Source organism: Kordia sp. (assembly GCF_022447245.1).
Lineage (GTDB): Bacteria > Bacteroidota > Bacteroidia > Flavobacteriales > Flavobacteriaceae > Kordia.
The window spans coordinates 1-25,286 of record NZ_JAKVBC010000014.1 but is presented as its reverse complement, the minus strand read 5'-3'; the positions used below and the strand labels follow the sequence as shown (position 1 = coordinate 25,286).

Annotated in this window: 19 protein-coding genes; 12 read left to right on the top strand and 7 right to left on the bottom strand. The window is 33.6% G+C overall.

The genetic code is table 11. The annotated features are described in order from the left end of the window. The first annotated feature begins 20 nt into the window (after positions 1–20). Positions 21–2,357 (top strand): hypothetical protein, encoded by a 2,337-nt coding sequence (locus MK119_RS11175; protein WP_290678460.1) that lies wholly within the window; start codon positions 21–23, stop codon positions 2,355–2,357. A 130-nt stretch (positions 2,358–2,487) separates the two neighbouring features. Next, positions 2,488–3,513, top strand: coding sequence for a hypothetical protein (locus tag MK119_RS11170; protein WP_290678457.1), 1,026 nt, complete (start codon positions 2,488–2,490; stop codon positions 3,511–3,513). On the opposite strand, the gene ade is transcribed toward MK119_RS11170, so the two are convergent. Then, positions 3,510–5,129, bottom strand: a complete 1,620-nt coding sequence (gene ade, locus MK119_RS11165) for an adenine deaminase (RefSeq protein WP_290678454.1) — start codon at positions 5,127–5,129, stop codon at positions 3,510–3,512. The genes MK119_RS11170 and ade overlap by 4 nt on opposite strands. 77 nt (positions 5,130–5,206) lie before the next feature. Continuing rightward, on the bottom strand, positions 5,207–7,270 hold the full coding sequence (locus MK119_RS11160) for a dihydrofolate reductase (RefSeq protein WP_290678451.1): 2,064 nt from the start codon (positions 7,268–7,270) through the stop codon (positions 5,207–5,209). 234 nt (positions 7,271–7,504) lie between these two features. Between MK119_RS11160 and MK119_RS11155 the strand changes: the two genes are divergently transcribed. Both MK119_RS11155 and crcB read left to right on the top strand, forming a co-directional pair. Further along, positions 7,505–8,551, top strand: a complete 1,047-nt coding sequence (locus MK119_RS11155; RefSeq protein ID WP_290678448.1) for an SRPBCC family protein — start codon at positions 7,505–7,507, stop codon at positions 8,549–8,551. Positions 8,552–8,635: 84 nt separating this feature from the next. Then, positions 8,636–9,007, top strand: coding sequence for a fluoride efflux transporter CrcB (gene crcB / locus MK119_RS11150; RefSeq protein ID WP_290678445.1), 372 nt, complete (start codon positions 8,636–8,638; stop codon positions 9,005–9,007). A gap of 1 nt (position 9,008) precedes the next feature. Here the strand turns inward: crcB and MK119_RS11145 are convergent, their stop codons facing one another. Then, positions 9,009–9,614: a DUF1684 domain-containing protein gene (locus tag MK119_RS11145; RefSeq protein ID WP_290678442.1), complete on the bottom strand. Its 606-nt coding sequence runs from the start codon at positions 9,612–9,614 to the stop codon at positions 9,009–9,011. A gap of 329 nt (positions 9,615–9,943) precedes the next feature. Here MK119_RS11145 and MK119_RS11140 point away from each other — a divergent pair, with 329 nt between their 5' ends. Then, a complete protein-coding gene (locus MK119_RS11140; protein WP_290678439.1) occupies positions 9,944–11,161 on the top strand; it encodes an MFS transporter in 1,218 nt (405 codons plus the stop codon). Between the two features lie 3 nt (positions 11,162–11,164). After that, positions 11,165–11,542: a VOC family protein gene (locus MK119_RS11135; RefSeq protein ID WP_290678436.1), complete on the top strand. Its 378-nt coding sequence runs from the start codon at positions 11,165–11,167 to the stop codon at positions 11,540–11,542. A gap of 189 nt (positions 11,543–11,731) precedes the next feature. Here the strand turns inward: MK119_RS11135 and MK119_RS11130 are convergent, their stop codons facing one another. Further along, a complete protein-coding gene (locus tag MK119_RS11130) occupies positions 11,732–12,943 on the bottom strand; it encodes a hypothetical protein (protein ID WP_290678433.1) in 1,212 nt (403 codons plus the stop codon). A gap of 89 nt (positions 12,944–13,032) precedes the next feature. Between MK119_RS11130 and MK119_RS11125 the strand changes: the two genes are divergently transcribed. After that, complete coding sequence (locus MK119_RS11125) at positions 13,033–13,911, top strand: PPK2 family polyphosphate kinase (RefSeq protein ID WP_290678430.1); 879 nt, start codon at positions 13,033–13,035, stop codon at positions 13,909–13,911. An 18-nt stretch (positions 13,912–13,929) separates the two neighbouring features. Next, the gene (locus tag MK119_RS11120) at positions 13,930–15,321 is read left to right on the top strand and encodes a M20/M25/M40 family metallo-hydrolase (RefSeq protein ID WP_290678428.1); all 1,392 of its coding nucleotides are present in this window, start codon (positions 13,930–13,932) and stop codon (positions 15,319–15,321) included. Between the two features lie 317 nt (positions 15,322–15,638). Here MK119_RS11120 and MK119_RS11115 read toward each other — a convergent pair whose 3' ends face one another. Continuing rightward, entirely contained in the window at positions 15,639–15,866 is a 228-nt protein-coding gene (locus MK119_RS11115; RefSeq protein WP_290678426.1) for a hypothetical protein, read from the bottom strand. Positions 15,867–16,314: 448 nt separating this feature from the next. Between MK119_RS11115 and MK119_RS11110 the strand changes: the two genes are divergently transcribed. Beyond that, positions 16,315–17,808 carry a helix-turn-helix transcriptional regulator gene (locus MK119_RS11110; RefSeq protein WP_290678424.1) on the top strand — a complete coding sequence of 498 codons (1,494 nt, stop codon included), beginning with the start codon at positions 16,315–16,317 and terminating at the stop codon, positions 17,806–17,808. 67 nt (positions 17,809–17,875) lie between these two features. On the opposite strand, the gene MK119_RS11105 is transcribed toward MK119_RS11110, so the two are convergent. Beyond that, entirely contained in the window at positions 17,876–18,316 is a 441-nt protein-coding gene (locus MK119_RS11105; RefSeq protein ID WP_290678422.1) for an SMI1/KNR4 family protein, read from the bottom strand. A gap of 276 nt (positions 18,317–18,592) precedes the next feature. Between MK119_RS11105 and MK119_RS11100 the strand changes: the two genes are divergently transcribed. Next, entirely contained in the window at positions 18,593–21,562 is a 2,970-nt protein-coding gene (locus MK119_RS11100; RefSeq protein WP_290678420.1) for a TonB-dependent receptor, read from the top strand. 12 nt (positions 21,563–21,574) lie between these two features. Beyond that, positions 21,575–22,933: a RagB/SusD family nutrient uptake outer membrane protein gene (locus tag MK119_RS11095; protein WP_290678417.1), complete on the top strand. Its 1,359-nt coding sequence runs from the start codon at positions 21,575–21,577 to the stop codon at positions 22,931–22,933. A 215-nt stretch (positions 22,934–23,148) separates the two neighbouring features. On the opposite strand, the gene MK119_RS11090 is transcribed toward MK119_RS11095, so the two are convergent. Then, on the bottom strand, positions 23,149–24,237 hold the full coding sequence (locus MK119_RS11090) for a M42 family metallopeptidase (protein ID WP_290678414.1): 1,089 nt from the start codon (positions 24,235–24,237) through the stop codon (positions 23,149–23,151). A gap of 200 nt (positions 24,238–24,437) precedes the next feature. On the opposite strand from MK119_RS11090, the gene MK119_RS11085 reads away from it, so the two are divergent. Continuing rightward, the gene (locus MK119_RS11085) at positions 24,438–25,112 is read left to right on the top strand and encodes a DUF4294 domain-containing protein (protein WP_290678412.1); all 675 of its coding nucleotides are present in this window, start codon (positions 24,438–24,440) and stop codon (positions 25,110–25,112) included. Positions 25,113–25,286: the final 174 nt, after the last annotated feature.

Sequence of the window (25,286 nt, the reverse complement as noted above, 5' to 3'; positions counted from 1 at the left end):
AACTACAACCACTATTCATTATGAAATCATTTTTACTCGCTTTTTTAGGATTTTTCTATATGTTGTCAATGTCAGCACAAACTATTCCTGAAAGTAAATTCATTGAACAACTAGAAACAAAACAAAAGGAACTTAATCAATTACTTGAGGCTAAAAACAGATTAGATGTTGAGGTTGCTATCTACAAAAAAAACATCGACATACTTTCTAACAATAAAGAGAAAACTAAAGAAGAAGTAAAAGAATTAGAACAGCTTATAAAGGATAAAAAAGGACTGGAAACCAATCACAAAAGCCTAATAGAAACGATCACGACAAAATGTACTGAATACAGAGAGTTTCAAACATTTTTAGGAAAATATCAAAATGTCTCACAAAAAAACTTAGACAAATATGCGGTAAGAGCTTGTGAATTGTTTGAGCCAGAAGAAATGACTGCCGCTAAACCTAAAGAAGAAGTTGTAGCAGAAGCAGAAATCGCAGAAGAAAGTGATGATGATAGAGTAAAAAAAGCATTAGAAAAACGTCAAAAAGATATAGATGATTTAGTGGAATTAAAAGATAAAAATGATGAAGCAACCACTGAAGCTAATGCTAAAATAAAAGAACTAAAATCTAAACTGAATGATGAAATTGAAACAGAAGCTAGAGAAACACTTGAAGCTTCTATCAAAGAAGAAACTGAGAAAAGAGATTTTATTGTAAAAGAAGGTGAGGAACTCGTCAAAAAAATTAAAGATTCTTGTACGAAGTTTAAAGAGTATAAAGAGTTTTTAAAAGATCATGAAAATGTAAAAAAAGAAGTTCTTGATGAATTTAAAGCTAGAAACTGTAGATTGTTTGAAGAAAATGAAAAGCTTGATCCAGAAGAATATATTATCATAGGAGATAATAAACCGGTTAAAGTAGACAGTTTATTTAGTACTAGTAGTGCTCGACAAGTTTTATCTAATGTATTTAGCATTGATAGTCAAACTAATTTAGGAACCTTTGAAATCCCTGGAGACAATTCTTTTATCAATTTTTATGTAGATGAAGATGAAGATTTTGCTGAGTTTTTTAAGGAAAGACCGCATGCAATTAGTGTGCGACAAAAGAAGAGTGAAAGTCAAACTAGTGGAGAAGGAGATGGAGAAGATGATGCCCATAAAGTATCGGTGTCATTTGATACGCGAGAAGAGCTTACCTTGGTAGATGCAATTCCAGAAGGAGCATTGTTTAAATCTATCCAGATAGAATTGCGCGAAGGCGGCATTGTAGATACACGATTGGTATTACAATCTGTAGACGGGAAGTTTGAATTTTATTTTGAAGGTGTAACTCCTGTAAGCATTTTAAATTATACACGTAAAGTCAAGAAAAGCTTTTTGCAATATTCTCATTATGTAAGTCTGGATGGAAAAGGTGTTTATAACGAAAATGCCTTGAGCAGTTTATTAGTTAGATATACAGAAGTGCTGAAATATCATCCAAATGCAGGAAGTAATTATGTGCCAGATGATGTGTCGTATAAATTTCCATCAGATGATAAGGATGAAGCTACAAAAACAGAAAGACGCTCCTATCAAGTCATAAATGACAACCATTTGCAACATGTTTTAGACTTAAGAACATATACTGATTTACTTGGTCTATTTGGTGATGAAGCCAATGGATTGTTTCAAATAGAAGGAAGAGCAGAGTTTTTTATTCATCCGTTTAATGTACGTAGAGAAGCATTTTACTATTTAAAAAAGATAATGCCGTATGTGCGCTATTCTCGATTTGATGAAGACAACGATTTCTTATTGGCAACGATGCCAGATGCTACTATGGGAATTACAAATCCGAATCCTGAAGAGCCAGACAATGCCTTTTTTAATGATAGAAAGCTAGATTTATTAGAACGATCAAACATAGAAATGGGCGTGGATATGAATGTGATTAATTTTAGATTATTCAAAGAATCACCTTTCTGGACTTCGCTATATGTACCTTTTAGTTATAATGTTACTAAGGTGCGAACAGATGCAAGTGAAGATAATAATGACACCAATTTTAAAACTTTAGGACTTGGAGTTGGATTAAATTTTGAGATTCGTCGTTTTAATAATTTCGGATTAAACTTTGGATATGAACTAAAAGGCTATTCATTCATAGGGGATTATGAGGAGTTCAACCTATCTGAACCAGGTTATATGCGAACACAAGCAGTAAAAGCAGAAATCTTTTATTATCCAGGACTTGACAAATCAAACTCTATATTCTTACGTATGCGAAGTATTAGAGATATCAGTTCTGGAAGGGGAGACTCCTTCTTTCAACTACAATTTGGATACCGATTTACACTAGGTGTTGGTGCTATAAAAGCGAGGTGATACATCATTTTTATTGTTTCTTCTGACAATTTTTGTGAATTTGCTGCGTTATTAGGTCATATCAAGACTTTTTTAAATAGACTACGCAGGGTAAAGCAAAACTACTTTCACAATCTAAAACAGAAAAACAATGAAAAAACTCTCACTTCTTGTATGTGTGCTGGGATTGCTATGTAGTTGCAGCAGTAATGATGATAATGATACGCAACCAGGATATGCAATAGAAATCAAAAATATTGAAACCTTAGTCGCTGAAAGTAAAATAAAAGTATCCTTTAAACTTACAGATGAAAACGGTATTGGCGTGTCCAATCAAACAGACAGCGATTTTAATTTGTATGAAAGAGCCATCAGTGATGGAGAAACGGAACAACTTATTGACCCAACAGAAGCTCCGCGATTAATTGTCCCAAATCCTCAAAATTATCGCTATGCAACCATGATTGTAATGGATTTAAGTGGAAGTGTCATTGATGAAATCGAAAATATAAAAAGCGCAGCAACGCTGTATGTTTCTAACTTATTTAGTGAAATCAATAGTGGCGCTTTAGAAGTTGCGATTTACTATTTTGATGGAAGAGAACAACTGCAAGAACTGATTGATTTCTCTACTTCAAGTCAAAATATTATCGCAGCTATTGCGAGTATGAATCAAAACTTACAACAAGACATATCTACCAATTTATATGGTGCAGTCGTTCAAAGTTGTGAACGAATGCAGGCGAAAAAATTAGAAATTCAAAACGATCCAAGTACAAATATTTGGTCTTCTTCAATGGTATTTTTCTCTGACGGACAAAATCAGGATTTCTTCAACAATCGCGCAGATATGAACGCAAGTATTAATGTAACTGTAGACAATACAGGTTTTTATGTAATTGGTGCAGGAAATAATGTTGATGCTAGAGTCATTGCAGATATTGGACGTAATGGACAATTTTTAATAGATAACTATTCACAATTAACCACTGGATTAAACAGTGTTTTAGACGTCATTCGTAGAGAAGCCAATAGCAATTATGAACTCGAAATCTGTACTGCAAAAAGTGGAACAAATGTAGCTTTCAGATTAGAATCTATTGGAACACCAACTAGTGGCGGCACAGGAACCTATGATACCACCGGATTTACAGGTAATAATTGTACAATTAACTAAACCTCTAAAGAAGTAAACTCAAAAGTAGTCCCGTTGAACAATCCTTTATCACTAAGTTTTAACGACGGGATTACTAATAATGCCATAAATGATAAGGTCATATAAGGAGCGCGCAGCGTGCTTCCCATTTTTTTGGATAGCTGATCCAATTCTGCGTAAGCTGCACCAATTTCCCAACCAGTTTTGTCACTCATAATTCCCGCAACAGGTAAGGAAACCACTTTCTCAACCGTATCTGACACAGCACAAATTCCACCTTTAGTTGAAATTAAAAGATTCACTGCTTTGCAAATAGCTTCATCCGAAACGCCAACAGCAATAATATTATGAGAATCATGTCCTACGGAAGAGGCAATAGCACCTTCTTTCAATCCGAAGTTCTTAATAAATGCCATCGCAGGAGTATCGTTTTGGTAACGATTGACAACCGTCATTTTTAAAATATCTTCGCCAACATTTGAGACTAAATTTCTATCTTTTACCAAGTTATCTAAAATCAATTCGTTGGTTACCAATTCACCATCAAGAGCTTCAATAACGCGAATTTGACTTTTCGTCGCTTTGACCTGAAAATCAAGTACATTTTTTAGAGAAGTGTCAAAATTATTCAGTACTTCAAATGGCACACTATCTATGTATGAATTTCCCTTAGAAGCAACTCGGATGCCGTTAATGTAGGTTTCTAAAACTTTAAAGTTTGTCAAATCTTCTAGGATGGCAAAATCTGCATCATCGCCAACTTGTAACTGTCCCACATCCAAATTATAATGCGCAACAGGATTCATACAAGCTACTTGTAATACTTTAAAAAGATCATTTCCTTTCGATACAGCACGAGCACACAATTCGTTAATATGTCCAATCAACAAATCATCAGGATGTTTATCATCAGAACAGAACATCATTTTTTCATAGTGCTCATCTAACAACGGGATAAGTGCTTCAAAATTCTTGGCAGCACTTCCTTCACGGATAATGACTTTCATGCCTTTTTGCAACTTTTCTAAAGCTTCATCATGTGTAAAGCATTCATGATCAGTAGAAATTCCTGCAGCAATATATTTGGTAATATCATCACCACGCAATCCTGGAGCATGACCATCTACAGGTTTATCAAAATGTTTTGCCCAAGTAATCTTTTTCATTACTTCTTCGTCTTCAAACAAAACACCTGGATAATTCATCATTTCTGCCAAATACTTAATTTCTGGTTTAGCCAACAAATCCTTAATATCATTGGAGTCAATCACAGCACCAGCCGATTCAAAGCTCGTCGCAGGAACACAAGAAGGCGCACCAAAATTGAACTTAAACGGAACTTTTTTTCCATTCTCAATCATAAACTCTACACCAGTTTTTCCTAGTACATTCGCAATCTCATGCGGATCAGAAACAGTAGCAACGGTTCCGTGTAACACTGCCAAACGCGCAAACTCAGAAGGCACCATCATTGAACTTTCAATATGAATATGTGCATCTACAAAGCCAGGAATAATATAGGTTTCCACATCATGAGTTGCTTCAATAATATCAGTGATTTTTCCATTGGTTACATGAATTTCACCTTTGTAAATTTTTCTATTTCTAATATCTACGATGTTTCCTTGTATGATCATATTGTTTCCTTGTATGGTAAAAAAAAGGATGCACGAATGCACCCTTTTTAAATTCTATGTAAATATAGTTTTAAATTTTATTTCTTATCCGTTAAGAAACTGTAATTCTTAGCATAGTATAACATTTGATTGTCAAACGCTGCAGGTTGCATCACCTTAATATCTTTGATTTCATTTGCAGTAGCATCCATATCTGGAACCAGTACAGGATTTGCAAAACCTTTGTATGGTTTTGATTTAAATGCTTCGTTACGTTTTAAAACTTCGGCATGAATCTTTTGATCTACTTTCACTCCATATCCTTCAACTAACGCTCTTGCTGCTTCAAAATCTCCTTCTGATTTGATACGTTGTGTTTCGCGTAATAATTCACCAAATAATTCACGTAATTTTACATAATCGTTGATGTTGTAGTAAGTTTTACCATCACGAGTTACTTTCTCAATTACATTATCTTTTGCTCCTTTTTCAAAAACCCAAGCAGAAACCCATTGTCTGTTCACCATGTGATCTTCTTCTACATCATCACCAAGGTTTAAACGAATCAATTGTGTCATTAAACCATTTCTGATATAACCATCATACGCAGCTTTTCCAGCACCTTCTGTGTCTTCAACCAATCCAAGCTCTTTAAGTTTTGGATCCATTAAATAGTACAATCCAACTAAATCTGCTCTTCCTTCTTCCATAGTAGAAGCATAGTTTTTCAAGGTTTCTTTAGGTTGCCCAACACCAGGATTAATTTGTCCAGAAGCATGCCCAATAACTTCGTGTAAGGCTGTATGTAATTTGTCAGCTAATTTTCCATACTTTTCTTCCAATTGTAATTCTTCATCGTCATGTACAAACTCTTTCAATCTTCCAGCTCCACCAATTTTAGAATATGCGTTAATGATATTAGTTAGAGAAACTGATTTAGAACCGTGCTTTTGACGAATCCAGTTGTTGTTTGGTAAGTTTACTCCAATTGGCGTACTTGGCGATGCGTCTCCAGCTTCTCCAGCAACATTAATTGATTTGTAAGTAACTCCAACCACATTTTTCTTCTTGTGGCTTTCAATCAAAGGGGAATTGTCTTCAAACCATTGTGCATTCTTATCCAAAACTTCCATCTTTTTTGACAAATCTTTATCCTGAATCTGCACAATTGTTTCATACGAACCTCTATATCCTTTAGGATCATTATACACTTCAATAAAACCGTTTATCCAGTCAATATTACCTTCTGTTGAGGTTGCCCAAGAAATGCAATATTTATCCCAAGTATCTAGACTTCCTGTTTTATAATACTCAATCAATAAACCCAAGGTTTCAGCTTGTTTTTCATTTTCAGCAACACCTTTAGCTTTTTCTAACCAATAGATAATTTTATCGATTGCTTCACCATACATTCCGCCTGATTTCCATACTTTTTCTACAAGCTTTCCGTTTTCACGAACTAACTTAGAGTTCAATCCAGCTTCAATAGGCTCTTCATCAGAGCCTTTATAAGCGGTTTTATAAAATTCGTCTACATCTGCACTTGTTATATCTGGTCCGTAAAAATTAACAGCAGAAACTAATACATTATCAACACCATCTTTTTTATTCACTTTCTTATTGTCCTTGTCATTAAAAATTACTTCGAAAGCTTCACCTTTAAGTTCTGTGTTTGTAGCAGCTAATAAACTGTTTAAGTATTCTTTTGAAAACTCAGCAGGTAGTTTATCGTTTGAGTAATGATGGTGAATCCCGTTTGAAAACCAAACACGTTTTAAATACGTTTCAAATGCTTTCCAATCATCAGTAGTCTTATCACCACTATAATTCACATATACATTCTCTAAGGCTTTACGAATCGTTAAATTATGACGATAGTTTTGATCCCACATAATATCTCTTCCGGCAAGTCCAGCCTGAGTTAAGTAGTATACTAACTTTTTTTCTTTTAAAGTCAATTCGTTAAATCCAGGGATTTCATAGCGAATAACTGCTACATCTTCAAATTCATCGACACCAAACTCCATTTTTCCGTTTTTGGCTACTTCGATAAATTTAGGTTCATAAGGATCGTCTACCTTCACTTTTTCTTTGGCTTCTTCTGCACAAGAAAATAGCATTCCCGCAGCTAAGGCTAATCCCGCAATTGATTTTAATTTCATTTGTTTGTTTTTAGAGTTTTTGTTTGATCAACTGTACTTTCAAAAGATTTCTAAAACGACAAGTATATATTTAGTTTTTGAATAATTCAGTTGTTTTTTAAATTGGTCTTTGAGATTGTAAAAAAAGAAAACTACTGATAAACGTTGTAATCTTCCAATCCCACAAATGTAATCAATTCACTAAAACATTAAAAATTTGTACATTAGCAATACTAACTAATACACCGAAACGCTATGAAAATTTTAAAGTATGTACTGCTATTGCTGCTTGTAGTTCTGGTTGCAGGCGCAATTTTTGTAGCTACAAGGCCCGATAGCTTTGAAGTTACAAGGAGTAAAGTTATCAAAGCTCCCGCTGCAGTTATTTTTAATAATGTAAGCGACTTCAAAAACTGGGAAGCTTGGAATCCATGGATGGAAAAAGATACCACAATTAAGCCGACATATCAAGAACAAACTGCGGGTATTGGCGGATCGTACAGTTGGACAGGAAAAGAAGGAGGAGGAAGTATGAAAAACCTAGCGATGGTAGCAAACCAATCCTTAGAACAAGAACTAAAGTTTGATGATTTTGATCCAAGTAAGGTTGTTTGGGAACTAGAAGAGCTAGAAGACGGAACTAATGTAACTTGGAAGATGATCGGAGAAAACTTGCCTTTTGCATTTAAAGCAGTATTGGCTTTGAATGGCGGAATGGACAATATGGTTGGAGGAGATTATGAAAAAGGATTGGAAAATCTTGATAAAGTCATTACAGAACATATGAAAAATAATCCTCCACAATCATCGTTTCGATTGAGCGTTGTGAGTCAAGAAGATGGAGGTGCACAACAATTCATTGGATATCATCAAAAAATAACTACAGATGCTGCTATGGAGGACATGACAAAATTATTTATGACCTACATGCCAAAAGCTGGTATGTATGCTGCAACTCATCAATTGGAAAACTATACGCCAGGTTCTTTACACTTAAAATGGGATGAAGAAACCAAAGAAGCAGAATTCTATGTTGGGCTTTTAGTAGGAAATCAAGATACATTGCCTCAGTCTGATATGACAATTACAAAAATAGATGCAGGGAAAGTGATTAAGATTTCAAAATTTGGACCGTATGGAATTGGAGATATGGAAGCACATCAAAAGATAGCTGCATATATGTCTGATAACAAATTAGCGCAAGCTGGCCCATCATGGGAATTGTATGTAAATGATCCTACGAAAGTAAAACCAGAAGACGTACAAACAGATATTTATTATCCAATAAAATCAACCCAGTAAATAACCATAATCCTCTTCTAGAAAGATTGCCTGAACTATAATCATAATGAGTAATTTTACCAATCTTTTAATTTAGTACATAATATGAAGTCACTTTTATTAGTTTTCCTTGGCGGCGGATTTGGAAGTACACTGCGATTCCTTCTCGGGAAATATATAAATAGTTCCGCGACAGGAATTCCATATGGAACTTTTGCTGCAAATATTCTAGGAAGCTTATTAATAGGAATCATTTTAGGGCTGGCATCCAAAAACCAAGCCATCAGCGAACAGTATACCTTATTACTTGCCACAGGCTTTTGTGGAGGTTTTACCACATTTTCTACGTTTGCTTATGAAAACCATGTCTTTTTAAAATCGGGAGATTTTATGACATTTGCTATGTACACAATTGCTAGTTTTGTGATTGGCTTTGCAGCAGTTTTCTTAGGAATATATGTCGTAAAATATCTTTAGTTTAATGCTTCTCAAAAGCTTTTATACCAGCATTAATTTCTGTCTTTAAAAAATTTACCCTTGGCGGAATAGGACATGAATATTTATCATTGTATGCGCAGTATGGATTATAGGATTTATTGAAATCAATTTCGATCGTGTTACCAGTAGGAATTTTTAAGTCAATATAACGACCGCCTCCGTAGCTAGCAAATCCGTTAGTTTCGTCTGTAAACGGCAGAAAAAGATAATTGCGATATTCTTCCTGATTCATTAACTCTTGATTTTGATATACTTCTAATGAAAATTCCTTTCCTTTTAGAGTAAACGTAGCAATTCCAAAAAGTTTATATTCTGGCGTTCTTTCTTTTGTAGTAGGCATTTTAAAAACAGGCGAGTTTGGTGTCGTTGTAAATGTAGCATTCACTCTATAAGTATTATCTACAGGAAAAAAATCCAAGCCTTCAAAGGTTTTCAAATCTTTAGCTTTCAATGGAGAAGTAGATGCATCTTTATACTCAGCATTCAATTTTTGTTGAAATTCAGTTTCTCCAATAACCGCTTTTCTCTTCTCAGAACAACTAATATTTAGCAGTAAAACACATAAAAACAAAAAAATATTTTTCATCAGTTAGCATCAGATTTAGTTAAAAATATAGAATAACCTATGGATACCAAAAATACAACTTGTCATCAAAAAATAGAAGATTTTTATTTTTTGTATTCTTTTTTTACGTAGTTTTGATTCAAATAAACAAAAAAATGAGAATCAATACAGTAAATAAGTATGTACAGAGAACTTCTTGGAGAGGAAGTCTGGACACTTGTATATTGTGCTGATATAGATATCATATATAACAATTATAAAAAGTCCGACTTCACAGTCGGACTTTTTATTTTTAGGAGTATTTCAAATCAAAAAACAACTAAACACTAATCAATCAAAAATTAACAATCATGAAAAAAATGTACACCAATTACATTGATTCATTCAAAGGATTATCCAAAGAGATATGGTATCTAGCGCTCATTTCGTTAGTAAACAGAGCGGGAACCATGGTAATTCCGTTTTTATCACTCTATTTAATTAAAGAATTAAATTTTTCAGAAAGTGATGCAGGGTCTATTCTTGTATTTTTTGGAATTGGTTCAGCATTAGGCTCAATTTTAGGGGGGAAACTAGTAGATAAAATAGGTTTCTATAAAGTGATGATAATTAGTTTATTACTCACTGGTTTTGGATTTATAGGTTTACAATACATAAAATCATTTTGGGGTTTATGTTTTGGAATTTTAGGAGTCATGACTATTGCTGATACTTTTCGCCCAGCCATATTTGTATCGCTAAAAGCGTATAGTACCGTTGAAAATAGAACACAGTCTCTAGCCTTGATTCGTTTGGCAATTAACTTAGGTATGGGAATTGGCCCAACATTTGCAGGCTGGATTATCGTTAATAAAGGATACGATTTGTTGTTTTGGATCGATGGTGTTACGTGCGTCATTGCTATCATTGTATTTAGAATTTTGGTGAAAGAACGTAGACTTAAGAAAGAAAAAAACAAAGAAGAAGAGGAAGAAGCTTTGAAATCAAAAGGAACCGTATATGGAGATGGTAGTTATTGGATTTTCTTTGCTATTTGTTTCTTAATGGGAATGGTATTTTTTCAATTAATGATAACCATGCCTGTATATCAAAATGTACAATTCGGTCTCACAGAATATCAAACAGGTTGGATTATGTTTATTAATGTAGCCATCATTGTTGTGGTAGAGATGCCATTTATTAAATATTTGGAGAAATTAAATATTTCAAGTACCAAGCTAATTACCTATGCTTGTATTTTATTTGGATTAAGCTTCTATGTATTGGTATATAATTTTTGGATAGGAATTTTATTTGTAAATATTGTGATTATTACCATTGCTGAAATGATAGGTTTTCCATATACAAATACATTTGCGATCAATAGAGCCAAAGAAGGTTATGAAGGAAGCTATATGGCATTATATGCGTTGTCGTTTTCATTAGCTCATATTTTTAGTTCTAAAATTGGGTTTGAAATTGTAGCAAATTATGGATATCAAATAAATTGGCTGGTCACTGGAACCTTTGGTGTCATAGCTACAATATTAGCTATATGGCTACATAAAAGAACTCAAAAAGGATTATAAATTATGAATTTAAATCAAGTAACGATTTCATCAACTAATGTTGCCACAGCAACAGAATTTTATAAAAAACTAGGATTGCGTCTCATTGTAGACGCACTTCCTAGATATGTACGTTTTGAATGTCCTGATGGCGACGCTACGTTTTCTATTCATCATGTAGAAGAAGTGTCTGAAAACAGTAACGTTACACTATATTTTGAAGATGAAAACTTAGATGAAACAGTAAAAATTTTACAAGAAAAAGGCATTGTGTTTAAAAGTCTTCCAGAAAACAAATCATGGCGATGGCGAGAAGCACACCTTAATGATTTTGATGGACATCATTTAATTTTATTCAAAGCTGGTGAGGATCGAAAAAATCCACCCTGGAGAGTTAACTAATTCAGAATTCAGAATTATTTTAGAAACGTCTTTGCGAGAATTTTAGAGAAGATTTGTGGCAATCTGTTTCTCTTACAATGAAATTATTTTTCTATTGACAGACTACCACGTCATAAATTCCTCGTAGTGACGTTTCAAATTTTAGATTGTAGATACTTCCATAATTCAACACTTACATTCAGAATTATTTTAGATTCCAAATTTTACACTTACACCAGTCTGTAAATCAGGATTGTTATTGACTGTAAAGTCTTGTTGGATGTAAAAAGAAGTTGATATTTTTCGTGTAAACGTATATACAAATGTCCAATAATTGGTATCTTTATATAAATGACGTGTTCCATGTCCCCAAGAATTAAATGAGTCTTCATCACGGACATAAATATTGTAATCGTCTTCGTCTTTTTGGTGTAAACTGGTTTGTAAATAATAATTCAAACCAAACGAATGATAGGTTTTTCCTTTGGATATAAATGTATATTCTGCATTTACTTCAAAGCTTCCGATGAAGTCATTGGTTCCAAAATCAAAATTATCATTCTGTAAATCGATAGCATTCTTACGAAGTAAATTGGCACCTAATCCGAATAAAACAAAATTACGATCGTTAAGGTCAAATTGTTTTACAGCAGCAGCAGAAGCACCAATATCCATAGCCATGTTGTATTTTGAAAGATTGGTTCCTACATGTGCTCCCAAATTGAAATAGATTTTTTTATCGTTCAAAAAAGTAGGATAGTAGTAGTAATGCGTTTCAATTCCTGCAGTTAAAAAATCGCCATTTCCAAGATTAAAAGTTCTTCCATTACGATCGGTATATAAAAATTTAGCTTTATCCAATCCAAAAACACGTCTGTCAAAAGGATCATCTCCACCAGCAACATTATCATGGAAAAACTCAATAAAACGATCGGTTGTCAATGCAGATAGCGGAAACTTTCCATTGGTCAATACAAAAGCTCTTAAACCAACAATAAGTTCTTGGTTTTTTGCAGTTGGAATTGTCAAATTAGCTCTCAATCCTTTGATCACACCATCGGTTTCAATTTCAAAATAACCAGCATCAAGCGTTTCTTCGTCAACAAAATATTGTCTACTGAACCATTCTATATTGCTCATTTCTCTTTGTATTGCCGGATCATTTGGAATATACGTTTTTACATTTGGTCCCCAAACGTTTCCACTTTCAAGCGCAATATCTATTTCCATTCTGCGTGAAGCTTTCAACTTAAAATTATGATTCAATCGGGAAATAAAAATACCAAAAGGGTTGGCAGACAGAATGCTGGGCTTGGAAATTCCGTTTTTACTATACGCAGGAATTGAATCTTGATCGCTTTGTGCGAACAAAGACAAACTCAAGCTCAAAAATAAAATAAACACTAAATTTTCCTTATTCATGATGCAATACTAATAATTTGAGACAGCTAAACTACAAAAAAAGTGAAGTACAATCCGTATATTTAGCCTTCAAAGAAAAATAGTAATAGATGAAGCATTTTGATACCAATACTTTTAAAATCACTGAACCAGTAAGAATAAGTGAATTATCTACTGAACTTGATTTAGAAGAATCTAAAAAAGAAATCAAAAAAGAACTGGAAGATCTTCGAGAAGATTTAGGGAAGCTGCAAGATACGTTGTATGCACACGGAAAGTATGGTGTGCTGGTTTGCATACAAGGGATGGACACCGCAGGAAAAGATAGTATGATTCGTGAGGTTTTTAAAGACTTTAATACGCGTGGAATTGTTGTACATAGTTTTAAAGTGCCAACAGAGTTGGAATTGAAACACGATTATTTGTGGAGACATTATATAGCGCTTCCAGCAAGAGGGAAATTTTCTATTTTTAATAGGACACATTATGAAAATGTATTGGTAACACGGGTTCATCCGTATTATATTATGGGAGAAAATATCCCTGGAGTAGAGACCGTTGACGATGTAAATGATGAATTTTGGGCAAAACGTTTTGAGCAAATCAATAATTTTGAAAAACACATTGCCGAAAATGGAACGATTATCTTTAAGTTTTTCTTGAACCTTTCAAAAGATGAACAGAAAGACAGATTGCTTCGTCGTTTAGAACTCAAAGAAAAAAACTGGAAGTTTTCACCAGGCGACTTAAAAGAACGAAAGCTTTGGGATAAATACCAAGAATGCTATGAAGATGTTTTAAACAAAACAAGCAAACCACATGCACCTTGGTTTGCAATTCCTGCAGATGATAAGCCTACGGCACGTTATATTGTAGCAAAAATTATATATGATACTTTACGAGAATACTCTGATATTGAAGAGCCAGAATTGGATGATGATATCAAAGCAAACCTTGAAGAATATAAAAAACAATTAGAGTCAGAGTAAATTTATAATACTACCAAAATGAAAAAAATCTTAGTTTTACTATGGCTAGCAAGCGCTATTAGTTTTGCGCAAAGTGATGATGAAAAACAACTTAAAAAAGTATACTCCGAATCATTACTTAATGGAAAAAGTTATGCTTGGCTAGATCATTTATCGAACAAAATTGGTGGACGACTTTCTGGATCCACTAACGCTGCAAAAGCTGTTCAATATACCAAAGCAGAATTAGAAGCTTTAGGTTTGGATAAAGTGTGGTTGCAAGAAGTGATGGTGCCTAAATGGGAAAGAGGAAAGCCAGAAGAAGCATTTATTGTAATGGGTTCAAAAAAAGTAATGGTGCCTATTTGTGCGCTAGGAGGTTCTGTAGCAACGCCAGAAGCAGGCATAGAAGCTGAGGTAATTGAAGTGCAAAATTTTGAAGAATTAAAAACCCTCGGAAAAGAAAAAATACAAGGAAAAATAGTCTTTTATAATCGCCCAATGCAAGCAGACTTAATCAGTACGTTTGAAGCTTATGGAGGTTGTGTAAATCAACGTTATGCAGGAGCAAAAGAAGCAATTCAATACGGAGCAATTGGTGTTGTAGTGCGTTCTATGAACTTACGTTTAGACGATTATCCACATACCGGAAGTATGAGTTATGGCGATATTGCTGTGGCAGACCGTATTCCTGCGGCAGCTATCAGTACCAAAGGTGCAGATTTATTGAGCAAAGCACTTAAATTAAATCCGAATGTAAAATTCAAATTCTCACAACACTGTAAACAGTATGAAGATGTTTTGTCACATAATGTCATTGGAGAAATTACAGGAAGCGAATTTCCGAATGAAATCATTATTGTTGGCGGACATTTAGATTCGTGGGATTTGGGAGACGGTTCGCATGATGATGGCGCTGGTGTAGTACAAAGTATGGAAGTATTGCGTTTATTCAAAGAAACAGGATACAAACCAAAGCGTACCATTAGAGTTGTGTTATTCATGAACGAAGAAAATGGATTGCGTGGTGGGCGTAAATATGCAGAAGTAGCCAAAACAAAAGGCGAGAAGCACATATTTGCTTTAGAAAGTGATGCAGGTGGATTTACACCAAGAGGTTTCTCTTTTGACTGTTCTGATGGAAATTTTACACAGGTAGAAAGCTGGCGAAAACTTTTCAAACCATATTTAATTCATTATTTTGAAAAAGGAGGAAGTGGTGCTGATATTGGACCATTAAAAGATGATCAAATTGTATTGGCAGGGTTACGTCCGGATTCGCAACGTTATTTTGATCACCATCATGCTGAAAATGATACTTTTGATGCGGTCAACAAACGTGAATTAGAATTAGGCGCAGCAACCATGACTTCACTAGTCTATTTATTTGATAAATATGGAACAGTAAAGGAGAAGAAAATAAAAGGATAATTATCTTCAAAAGATGTCAATAGAGCCGTTTCAACTTGTTTTGAGATAACTTTCCTATTTTAGAAAATTTACTGTTCATAATTTGTTACCAGTGAATAACAAAGATTGGGATTTAGTGTTAATCCATTTTCGAAATCTGCTGTGTAATTTCCTTCCAAACAATTCCATGCACTTTAAAAAAGATATAAAAGCAAAAAATATAGGTTTATTTTATTTTGTGTATGGAGTATCATTTTAATTTAGGATGAAAAGTAAAAGCGAGACTTGGTTAAGGTATCGCTTTTCTTTTTTTAGAATCGTAATTCATCGAAGAACAATTAATCTTCATTATCTATTGGACATCCTACAAATAGAGAAATTCCTCCGTCACAGTTTCCTGTACAATTTCCTCTACTGCAGTTCCATGCAGTTTGGATTGGAGTGCAACCATCTGTACATCCAATTGTACAACGTCCTGCTGTAAATCCTCCAGTTACTTTTTCTTGCCCAACGCTAGAAATGTTCTTCTTGTTTAATTTCAAGCCTTTTAAATTCTTTTTTTTCATAATAATAATTTTAACGGTTAATACTGAATCAAAACTATGCAAAGTCAAAAGCGTAAAAAAAGGCACATTCTAAAGATTTATAAATTTCAGCTTAAGATTTATAAATTTTGAATAAAAATAAAATTGAGGGATTTGATTTTAATTAACTGATTAACATATAGTTAATTTGGTTTTATTTGTTTTCTATACCTAATGAAAGCAAAATAAAGCCCTTTTTTTGTTGTGAATATTTCATGCGTACAGATAGATTTAAAAAATGAGAAACAAGTTTGCTGTAAACCAATATAACCAGAGGTTTATCAAAGAATTTTTGAAGTAGTGTAGCGGTTTCAAAATTCTTTTTTTGGAAGTAAATAACAGGTAAAAAATGAGTAAAGTTTTATCGGGAGATACTATAAGTACAAGGTTTGTAAGAATAAAGTTGTATATTCAAATAAATTGTATTGTTATGAAAGAATTAAATCAAATAACACGTTTGATGGTATTTGTTCTTATTTTTTTATTCCCTAATGCATGTGTTTTTGGACACAACCTAGATACCCCTATACATCAAACGGAGTTTACAAAATTATCAAAAACCGCGTCAAAGAAATCTCCCTATTTCTATGATGCAGGAAATCAAAAAATGAAATCTAGTTCTACAGATAGTATTTCTATTTATAAAGAATTAGCATTACAGCATGCGCGAAATCGTGATCTGGAACAAATGACAGTATCTGTAGATACGTATATAAAAATGAGTCATGATATAAATTTTGTACATGCTAGTGAATTTAGCGCATTTAAACATGTAGCGCCTTTTCAAAAGATATTTAAAAAATATAGTTTGAACTTTACTGCTTACAATCTATTCTATTTGTTTTCAGCGTTGATTGGTTTTTTTATTGCAATCGTCATGAATTTTAAGAGAAATAAGAATAGAAACGCCATCATATTTATAAGCATTTTTATACTGATACGTTCGCTGTTTATACTACATTTATTTTTATATGATTCAAATTTGAAATACAGATTTCCGCATGCCTTATTTATGTCAACTCTATTTGTGTTTGTGGACGGACCGTTACTGTATTTCTACTTTAAAAGTATTACCAAAAAATATGTGTTTAAAAAGCAACACCTATTACATCTCGTTCCTACCATTGTTATTATGACGGTGTTACTTCCTATCTTAGTACTTCCCGAGGAAGAAAAATTAAAAGTAATGCTTTACACAAGCACGATTGACTATAAATCATTTTTGCCACCAATGGTGTTTGTGAAATTAACATTGCTTTTTGGATATGGTTATTTTGTATATAAGATATACTACAAAGACATCCATAAGAATTCAGAAATCAGTGAGCGCGTACAAAAATGGCAGCGAAATTTAATGGGACTCATTACCTTATACATCTTAAGCTTTACGTTCTATTGTTTAACAGTAATTCGCATTATTCCTAAGAGTGAGTTTTTGTATCACTTTCAAATATGGGTAATGACTTCTATGGTATTATACATAGGTTTTATGGCATACATTCAACCAAAAATTATTACCAATAGTTATGTGATTAGAATCAATAGTAAATATAGAAACTCTGGATTGACGGAAAGTTTGTCGCAAGAATTGAAAGAGCAACTCTTGTATTTATTAAATGAAGAAAAAATATATAAGCAAAATGATATCAACTTAGAAAAGCTTTCTAAAAAGTTGAATACAACTAGGCACAATACGTCACAAGTAATCAATGAGCATTTTGAATTGAATTTCTTTGAACTCATTAACCAATATCGTATTACAGAAGCTTCTCAGATTTTAAAAAATGACATACATCATAATTTAAATATCATTGATGTAGCCTACGAAGTTGGATTCAATAACAAAGTAACTTTCAATAAATCATTCAAAAAACATTTTGCACAAACACCTACACAGTATGTAAAAATGTATCGTGTAGCGTAGCATTAAATCCAAAACATGATTTATAAAAGAAAGTCTTCAGTGGAAAATTGAAGACTTTTATTTTTAGTTATATTTTCAATATTGCTTTTATTCGTTGCCATATTGAATTATCAGTATTCTCAGTAGAAAGGATATGAGTTTTGGCTAACATTTTGATATCTCCAAGCTCATGATTCCAAAAATAAATTTCATCTTTCAAAATCCCATCTCCATCATGTAGCAATATGATTTGATTCCCAGAACCATCAGCACCAATAGCGATTGTATTTTTAGGAAAACCTCTACATTCTCTAGCATTCTTAGTTTCAAGTGCAATATGATTGCAAGTTCGTCGAATCCTCTTGTTATCAGATTTGTCAAAAAAAGGATACAATTCAAACTCCTGTTTCTTAATGATAGATTCTCCTCCGTTTAATTTAAGCATTCGCTTTTTAAATGCAAGAGGAAATACAACATTCAGTTCTGATAGTACTTCTACGATATATTTTTCTTCAATAGGAAAAGCCATACTTAAAACTAGATTAACTACTAAGAACTTCAAAATGATGTTACATCTATTTAAGTAAAATTAAGGTAAACCTTTGTCGGTAAGGGTAACATCTATAGGGATTCCCTCAAAATCATTAAAGATCTAGTTCTTTTATCAAAGCAAAAAAGTAGTGTGAATCCTTTATATCATCTTTAAAACTGTATTCCCGCACATATTAAACAATAAAGAGTACGTATAAACTTCACTTCACTTTTTTAACCTTTAAACGAGTACTAACTAAAAAAGTTTATTTAAATGAAAAAGAATTACATCACAATGCTTTTACTATTTCTGTTCAATGTCAGTGTAGTATTAGCACAAGAAAAAAATGTTTCAGGTAATATTGTAGATGGTAAAGGCACTCCATTATTAGGAGTTACAGTTCTTATCAAGGGAACTACTAATGGAACACAGACAGATTTTGATGGAAACTACAATATTAGCTGTAAAAGGGAAGACATATTGGTGTTTTCCTATGTAGGGTTTAAAACCAAAGAAGAAGTTGTAACAGACAAATCAGTGATAAACATCACTTTAGAAGAAGATGTAACCTCATTAAGTGAAGTGTTGATTGTTGGATATGGAAAATCTAGTAAAGTCGATAATACAGGAGCTATTACAAAAATTAAATCTGAACAATTAGACAATGTGCCAGTAGCTTCGATACAAGAAGCACTTTCTGGAAAAGCTTCAGGAGTTTTTATAGAAAGTCAAAGTGGTAAGATTGATGGAGCTATCAAGGTGAGAATTCGTGGAACTAATTCCATTGGCGGAAATAACGAACCTTTATATGTTGTTGATGGTTTGGTAATTGCTGGCGGAACCAGAGATATCAATTTCAACAATGTAGAATCGTTAGAAGTACTAAAAGATGCTGCCGCAACGGCTATTTATGGTTCAAGAGGAGCAAACGGAGTGATCTTAATCACTACCAAAAAAGGAAAGCAAGGAACAACACGATTCAATGTTGATTTTCAAAGCGGTACAAGTGAGCCTACTAACTTGAGAGACTTTATGAATGCAGCGCAATACAGAGACTTTTTCAGAGTAGCTGCCGTAAATTCTTTTGGAGAAGATACAGGGAATTTCTTTGCAGATACTATTTTGGGCGATTTGTCGCAAGGACAAGATGTCAATACAGATTGGCAAGATTTAGCTTTTAGAAATGCGAAACTATTACAGTTTAGTGTAGGCGCTTCGGGCGGAAATGAAAAAAGCAGATTTTATACCAATCTATCGTACGATCATCAAGAAGGAATTTTGATAGGAAACGATTTAAAGAAACTCAACGGAATTCTTAATTACGAACATACCGTAAGCGACCGTATGCGTTTGGGAATTAGTGCTACATTAAGTCGCTTAGAAACCAATACTGTTGCAGGTGATAATGCCTTTGCTACACCAATTCAATTAGTAGCGCAAGCACCAATTTCACCAGTGAGAAATGAAAATGGAGATTTAATTCGCTATGATCAAGTAGGAAGCATCATCAGCGGTTACTACAGTGCCTTAATTGAAGATGAAAACTCTACAAGAAATAATGTATCAGATAGAATTTTGGCAAATGTATATGCAGATTACCAATTTAATGATTGGTTAAATATTCGTGGTGAACTCGGATTAGATAGAGGATCGAGAAAAGCATTTGTATTTCAAAACTCAAATACACAAGGAAATGAAATTACAGGAGGATTTGGATCTACAACAATTACAAAATTTCAAACCTTCTCACCAAAAATATTTGCTACCATTGACAAAAAAATCAATGACAATCATGATATAAACCTAGTCTTAGGAACAGAAGCACAAAAAACACGAACGGAAGCAGCAGGTGGAAGTGCTACAGGATTTATCTCCGGATTAGATCAAACAGGAACTGGAGCAGTACCAACAGGTGTTGTGGGAACTACGGCAAACAATGGATTTTATTCGTACTTCGGAAGGTTAACGTATAAATTGAACAACAAATACATTGTAGGATTTACTGGAAGATATGATAAAAGTTCAGCATTTGACGATGGTGTGTTTTTTCCAGCAGTTTCAGGAGCTTGGAAAATTTCTGAAGAATCATTCTTAAAAGGTTCAAAAACTATCAGTTTTATGAAACTAAGAAGTAGTTACGGAATCAGCGGAAACAACTTTAACGGATTCCCTAGTTTAGCATTATTCTCTCCAGTAGCATACAATAAATTAGCAGGATTGTCTCCAACGCAATTAGCAAACAATGAATTGTCTTGGGAAACAACATCTACGTTTGATGTTGGATTAGAATTAGGTTTTTTAGATAACAGAATCAATCTTGAGGTAAACTATTACAACAAACAAACGGAAGATTTAATTCAAAGAAGACCTATTGACGCGACTTCTGGATTTACAGGATTTTCAGCAAACGTTGGGAATATAGAAAACAAAGGATTTGAAGTTACCTTAAATACGATTAATGTAGATACGGAAGATTTTAAATGGGAAACCAATATCAATTTTGCTAAAAATGACAATAAAGTAACAAAACTGATCAATGGGCAGCCAATTCTAAGCACCAACGATCGATACATGAATGCACTTATAGAAGGAGAGCCAATCGGAGTATTTTACGGCAGAGAATATGCTGGGGTTGATCCAGACAATGGAGATGCTTTATATTTCTTAAACGATGGTTCAGGCGGAACAACGAACGATCCAAATGCAGCAAACTTTAAAGTGTTAGGAAGTCCAAATCCAGACTGGGTAGCAGGAATTAGCAATCAATTACGATACAAAAACTTCGACCTTAATTTCTTGTTCAATATCGTTCAAGGAAACAAAATTCATAGAGCGGCAGATGGCTTTATGGTTGGAGGAGACTTTATAGACAATCAATTGGCAAGCGAATTAAACTATTGGACTCCAGAAAATCCAAACACAGACATTCCACAACCAAGATTAGTGGGAGGAAACGGAACAGCAACATCAAGCAGATTTTTACAAGATGGTTCGTATGTGCGATTAAAAACAATCTCTTTAGGATATAATTTTAGTCCAAAACTACTAGAAAAAATAAGCTTATCAGACTTACGAATCTATGTGACAGGACAAAACCTATTAACATTTACTAAGTACGATGGATGGGATCCGGAAGTAAGTACAGACTTTTTGGCAAATGGAAGCAATGTATTTCAAGGTGTAGATTTCTATTCGGCGCCGCAAGCAAAAACAATAACACTAGGAGTAAAAGTTGGATTTTAAAAACATAAGAAAATGAAGCAGATAAAAAATAAATATAAAGTATATCTAATGGTAATCATTGCATATGTGTCATTTTCATGTGAAGATTATGTAGATGTTGAACCATTAAACACACTGAGTGCAAGTAGTGCATTAAACAGTAGTGAAAAAGTAATTGGAGCGCTTAATGGCGTATACAATACAATGTCGAGTACAGCTTTGTTAGGAGGTGATTTAATTTTTGTAGCAGAACTCTTAGCAGCTGATGGAAAAATTACCTTTGGAGGAACCTTCAATGATCCGCGTCAAATCATAAACAAACAAATTTTAACTACAAATAGTAGAGTTACGAATATATTCAATATTGGTTATAGTGCCATCAACAGAGCAAATTTGGTGCTAGAAGCTATTGACATTGTAGATGAAGCAGATAGAGATAGAGTAGAAGGAGAAGCACTTTTTGCAAGAGCGCTCATTCACTTTGAATTGATAAAACTATTTGCAAAACCATATAGCGATGGCAATGCAAGTTCAAACTTAGGAATTGTACTCAAAACAGAAGCAAGTCCTTTCAACGGAGGCGATATCTCTTCTGATTGTAACTCAAGAAGTACAGTAGAACAAGTATATGACAGAATTTTAGCAGATTTAATAGCGGCGAGCGCTTTAGTTCCAACAAGCAATGGAATATATGCTAACAAATCCACCGTAAATGCAGTTTTAGCAAGAGTGTATTTGCAAATGGGGAACTATGCAGGTGCAAGAGATGCTGCAAATGACGCTATCAATGACTCAGGAGCAAGTTTAGTTCCTACCTATAGATTTGCTTTTGCGCAAGATGCAAATACGTCCGAAGATATCTTTTCAATACAAGTATCAGAAATTGATGGAGCAAACGGAATGAATACCTTTTTGGCGCCAAGTGCACAAGGTGGTAGAGGAGATGTGCGAATTACAGATGGTTTTGCCAATTTCCTAACTGCTGAAAACAGAGGATTCAATGCAAACTCAAATGTTGCCATGATTATAGGCAGCTACACAACCAAATGGTACAACCAATTTGGAAATGTTCAAATGGTACGACTACCAGAATTACTATTAATGCGTGCAGAGGCAAACTTAGAACTAGGAACTTCGGTTGGCGCAACGCCTCAACAAGACTTAAATACAGTGAGAGCTAGAGTTGGACTACCTAGTGTAACTGCTACAATTAATAGTGTATTTAATGAAAGAATCTCTGAATTAGCTTTTGAAGGACAATATTTACATGATTTCAAAAGAAGACAATTAACAATTGAAGGTTTTTCTTTTGATGCGAATGAATTGGTATTTCCGATTCCACAAAATCAAATCAATGCATGTCCAGACACACAACAAAATGCTGGATACTAAACCTAAGTCATGTATTAGCAGTCTTTACAGGATGATAAAGTTTAATAAAAGGACAATTTTGATTACTGCTAAACTGCTAATGCATGCAAAAGCTAAAAAAACATTATTAGTTTTTTAGTTAGGCACTTCTTCGAGGCAAAACACAAAAGAAGTGTTCTCAAAAAATAAGGCTTTCAAAATTTTGAAAGCCTTATTGATGTTATAGTATAATTGTATTAGTCAAAATAACTAAACGTTTCTCCATCTTTAATCGTTAACAATGTTTCGTAAATCAAACGAATAACATTCTCAACATCATTTTTATGTACAGTCTCCACAGTTGTATGCATATAACGTAGAGGTAATGAGATTAACGCTGAAGGAACACCACCATTGCTATACGCAAAAGCATCTGTGTCGGTTCCTGTAGAACGACTAGATGCCATACGTTGGAAAGGAATATTTTTCTTCTCCGCTGTTTCTATAATTCGTTCACGTAACTTATTCTGTACTGCAGGTGCATACGAAATTACAGGTCCATCGCCCATTTTAGTTTCTCCTTGTGTCTTCTTATTAATCATTGGAGTTGTAGTATCATGGCAAACATCTGTTACAATAGCTACATCAGGTTGAATCGTTTGTGTAATCATTTCAGCACCACGCAACCCAATTTCTTCTTGTACAGAATTGGTAACATACAATCCAAAAGGAAGCTTTACTTTATTCTCATGTAACAAACGTGCTACTTCAGCAATCATAAATCCACCAGCTCTATTATCAATAGCTCTACAAACAAACTTATCCCTATTCAATACATGGAATTCATCAGGATATGTAATTACACAACCTACATGTACACCAAGCGCTTCAACTTCTTTCTTATTAGAGCATCCAACATCAATAAAAATATTATCCATTTTTGGAGGTTCTTCTTTCGCTCTATTTCTTGTATGAATAGCTGGCCATCCAAAAACACCTTTTACAATTCCTTTCTTCGTGTGAATATTCACCCATTTAGATGGAGCAATCTGATGATCACTTCCTCCATTTCGAATCACATATAGCAATCCATTCTCGGTAATATAATTTACATACCATGAAATCTCATCGGCATGTCCTTCAATTACAACTTTATATTTTGCTTTAGGATTAATAACTCCAACAGCAGTTCCGTAAGAATCCGTAATAAATTCATCTACATAAGGTTTCAAATAATCCATCCAAATCTTCTGTCCATTCCACTCATAACCAGTTGGAGCTGCATTATTCAAATATTTTTCCAAAAAAGTCATTGACTTTTTATTGATAATTTTCTTTTTTGCCATAAAATTTTAAATTAATTCAAACGAAAATAACAATATTAAAACAGAATTAATAATTGAACTCATGTAAACTTTTAAGATTTAAGTAAAAAAGAGAACTCAAAAAAGCAATTTCTAGAAAAATAAAAAAAGGTTAAACAAGTTTACAATAAGAGAACGAATTATTACATTTGATATAAAATTGAAAGAATTTCAGTGACCACATGAAAAAGATGAGTCTCATCATATTATTAATCTCTTTTGTCAGTCAAGCGCAAATCTTTACACAGGACACAACAAAAGTAAAGCAATTCATCATTGAAGGTGATACCATTGCACGTACTACAATAGAACTAGATGAGGTATTAGTGTTGAATAAATTGAAATTCTCATCAAAAAAGGAACGTATTCGCTATCTTGTCTTGCGTAGAAAAACACTCAAAGTATATCCTTATGCCAAACTAGCTGCTGACCGTTTAGTCAAACTAAATGAACGTCTCGATAAAATAGATTCTAAATCCAAACGAAGAAAATATACCAAAAGAGTACAAAAATTCATTGAAGACGAACTAACGGCCAAGTTAAAAAAGCTAACCAAAACAGAAGGACAAATACTAGTAAAGCTAATTCATCGACAAACAGGCGAAACAGCGTTCAAATTAGTAAAGCGTTTACGAAGTGGCTGGAAAGCTTTTTGGTATAATGCTACAGCAAACCTATTCAATATATCTTTAAAAAGAGAATTCAAGCCAGAAACCAACCACGAAGACTACCTTATAGAAGACATACTTCAACGAGCCTTCAATAACAATCAACTAAAAAGGCAACCATCTGCTTTGCCATTCTCTTATGTTGAGTTAACCGATAAATGGTCTGGAAAAACTCAAAAAAAGAAATAGTTATACCTAATCCCTAACACCCTATTTTCCATCTTTCGGTTTCCCTTTGCTTTTTTAATTAGCAAAAAAGCAACTGGTCACGTTTTCGTCAGTCGCTCTCTATGGATGTATTTTCAAAAGTCAATAATAACATCCTAAGTATATAATAAGGATATAATAAGTATTTATGTTGTA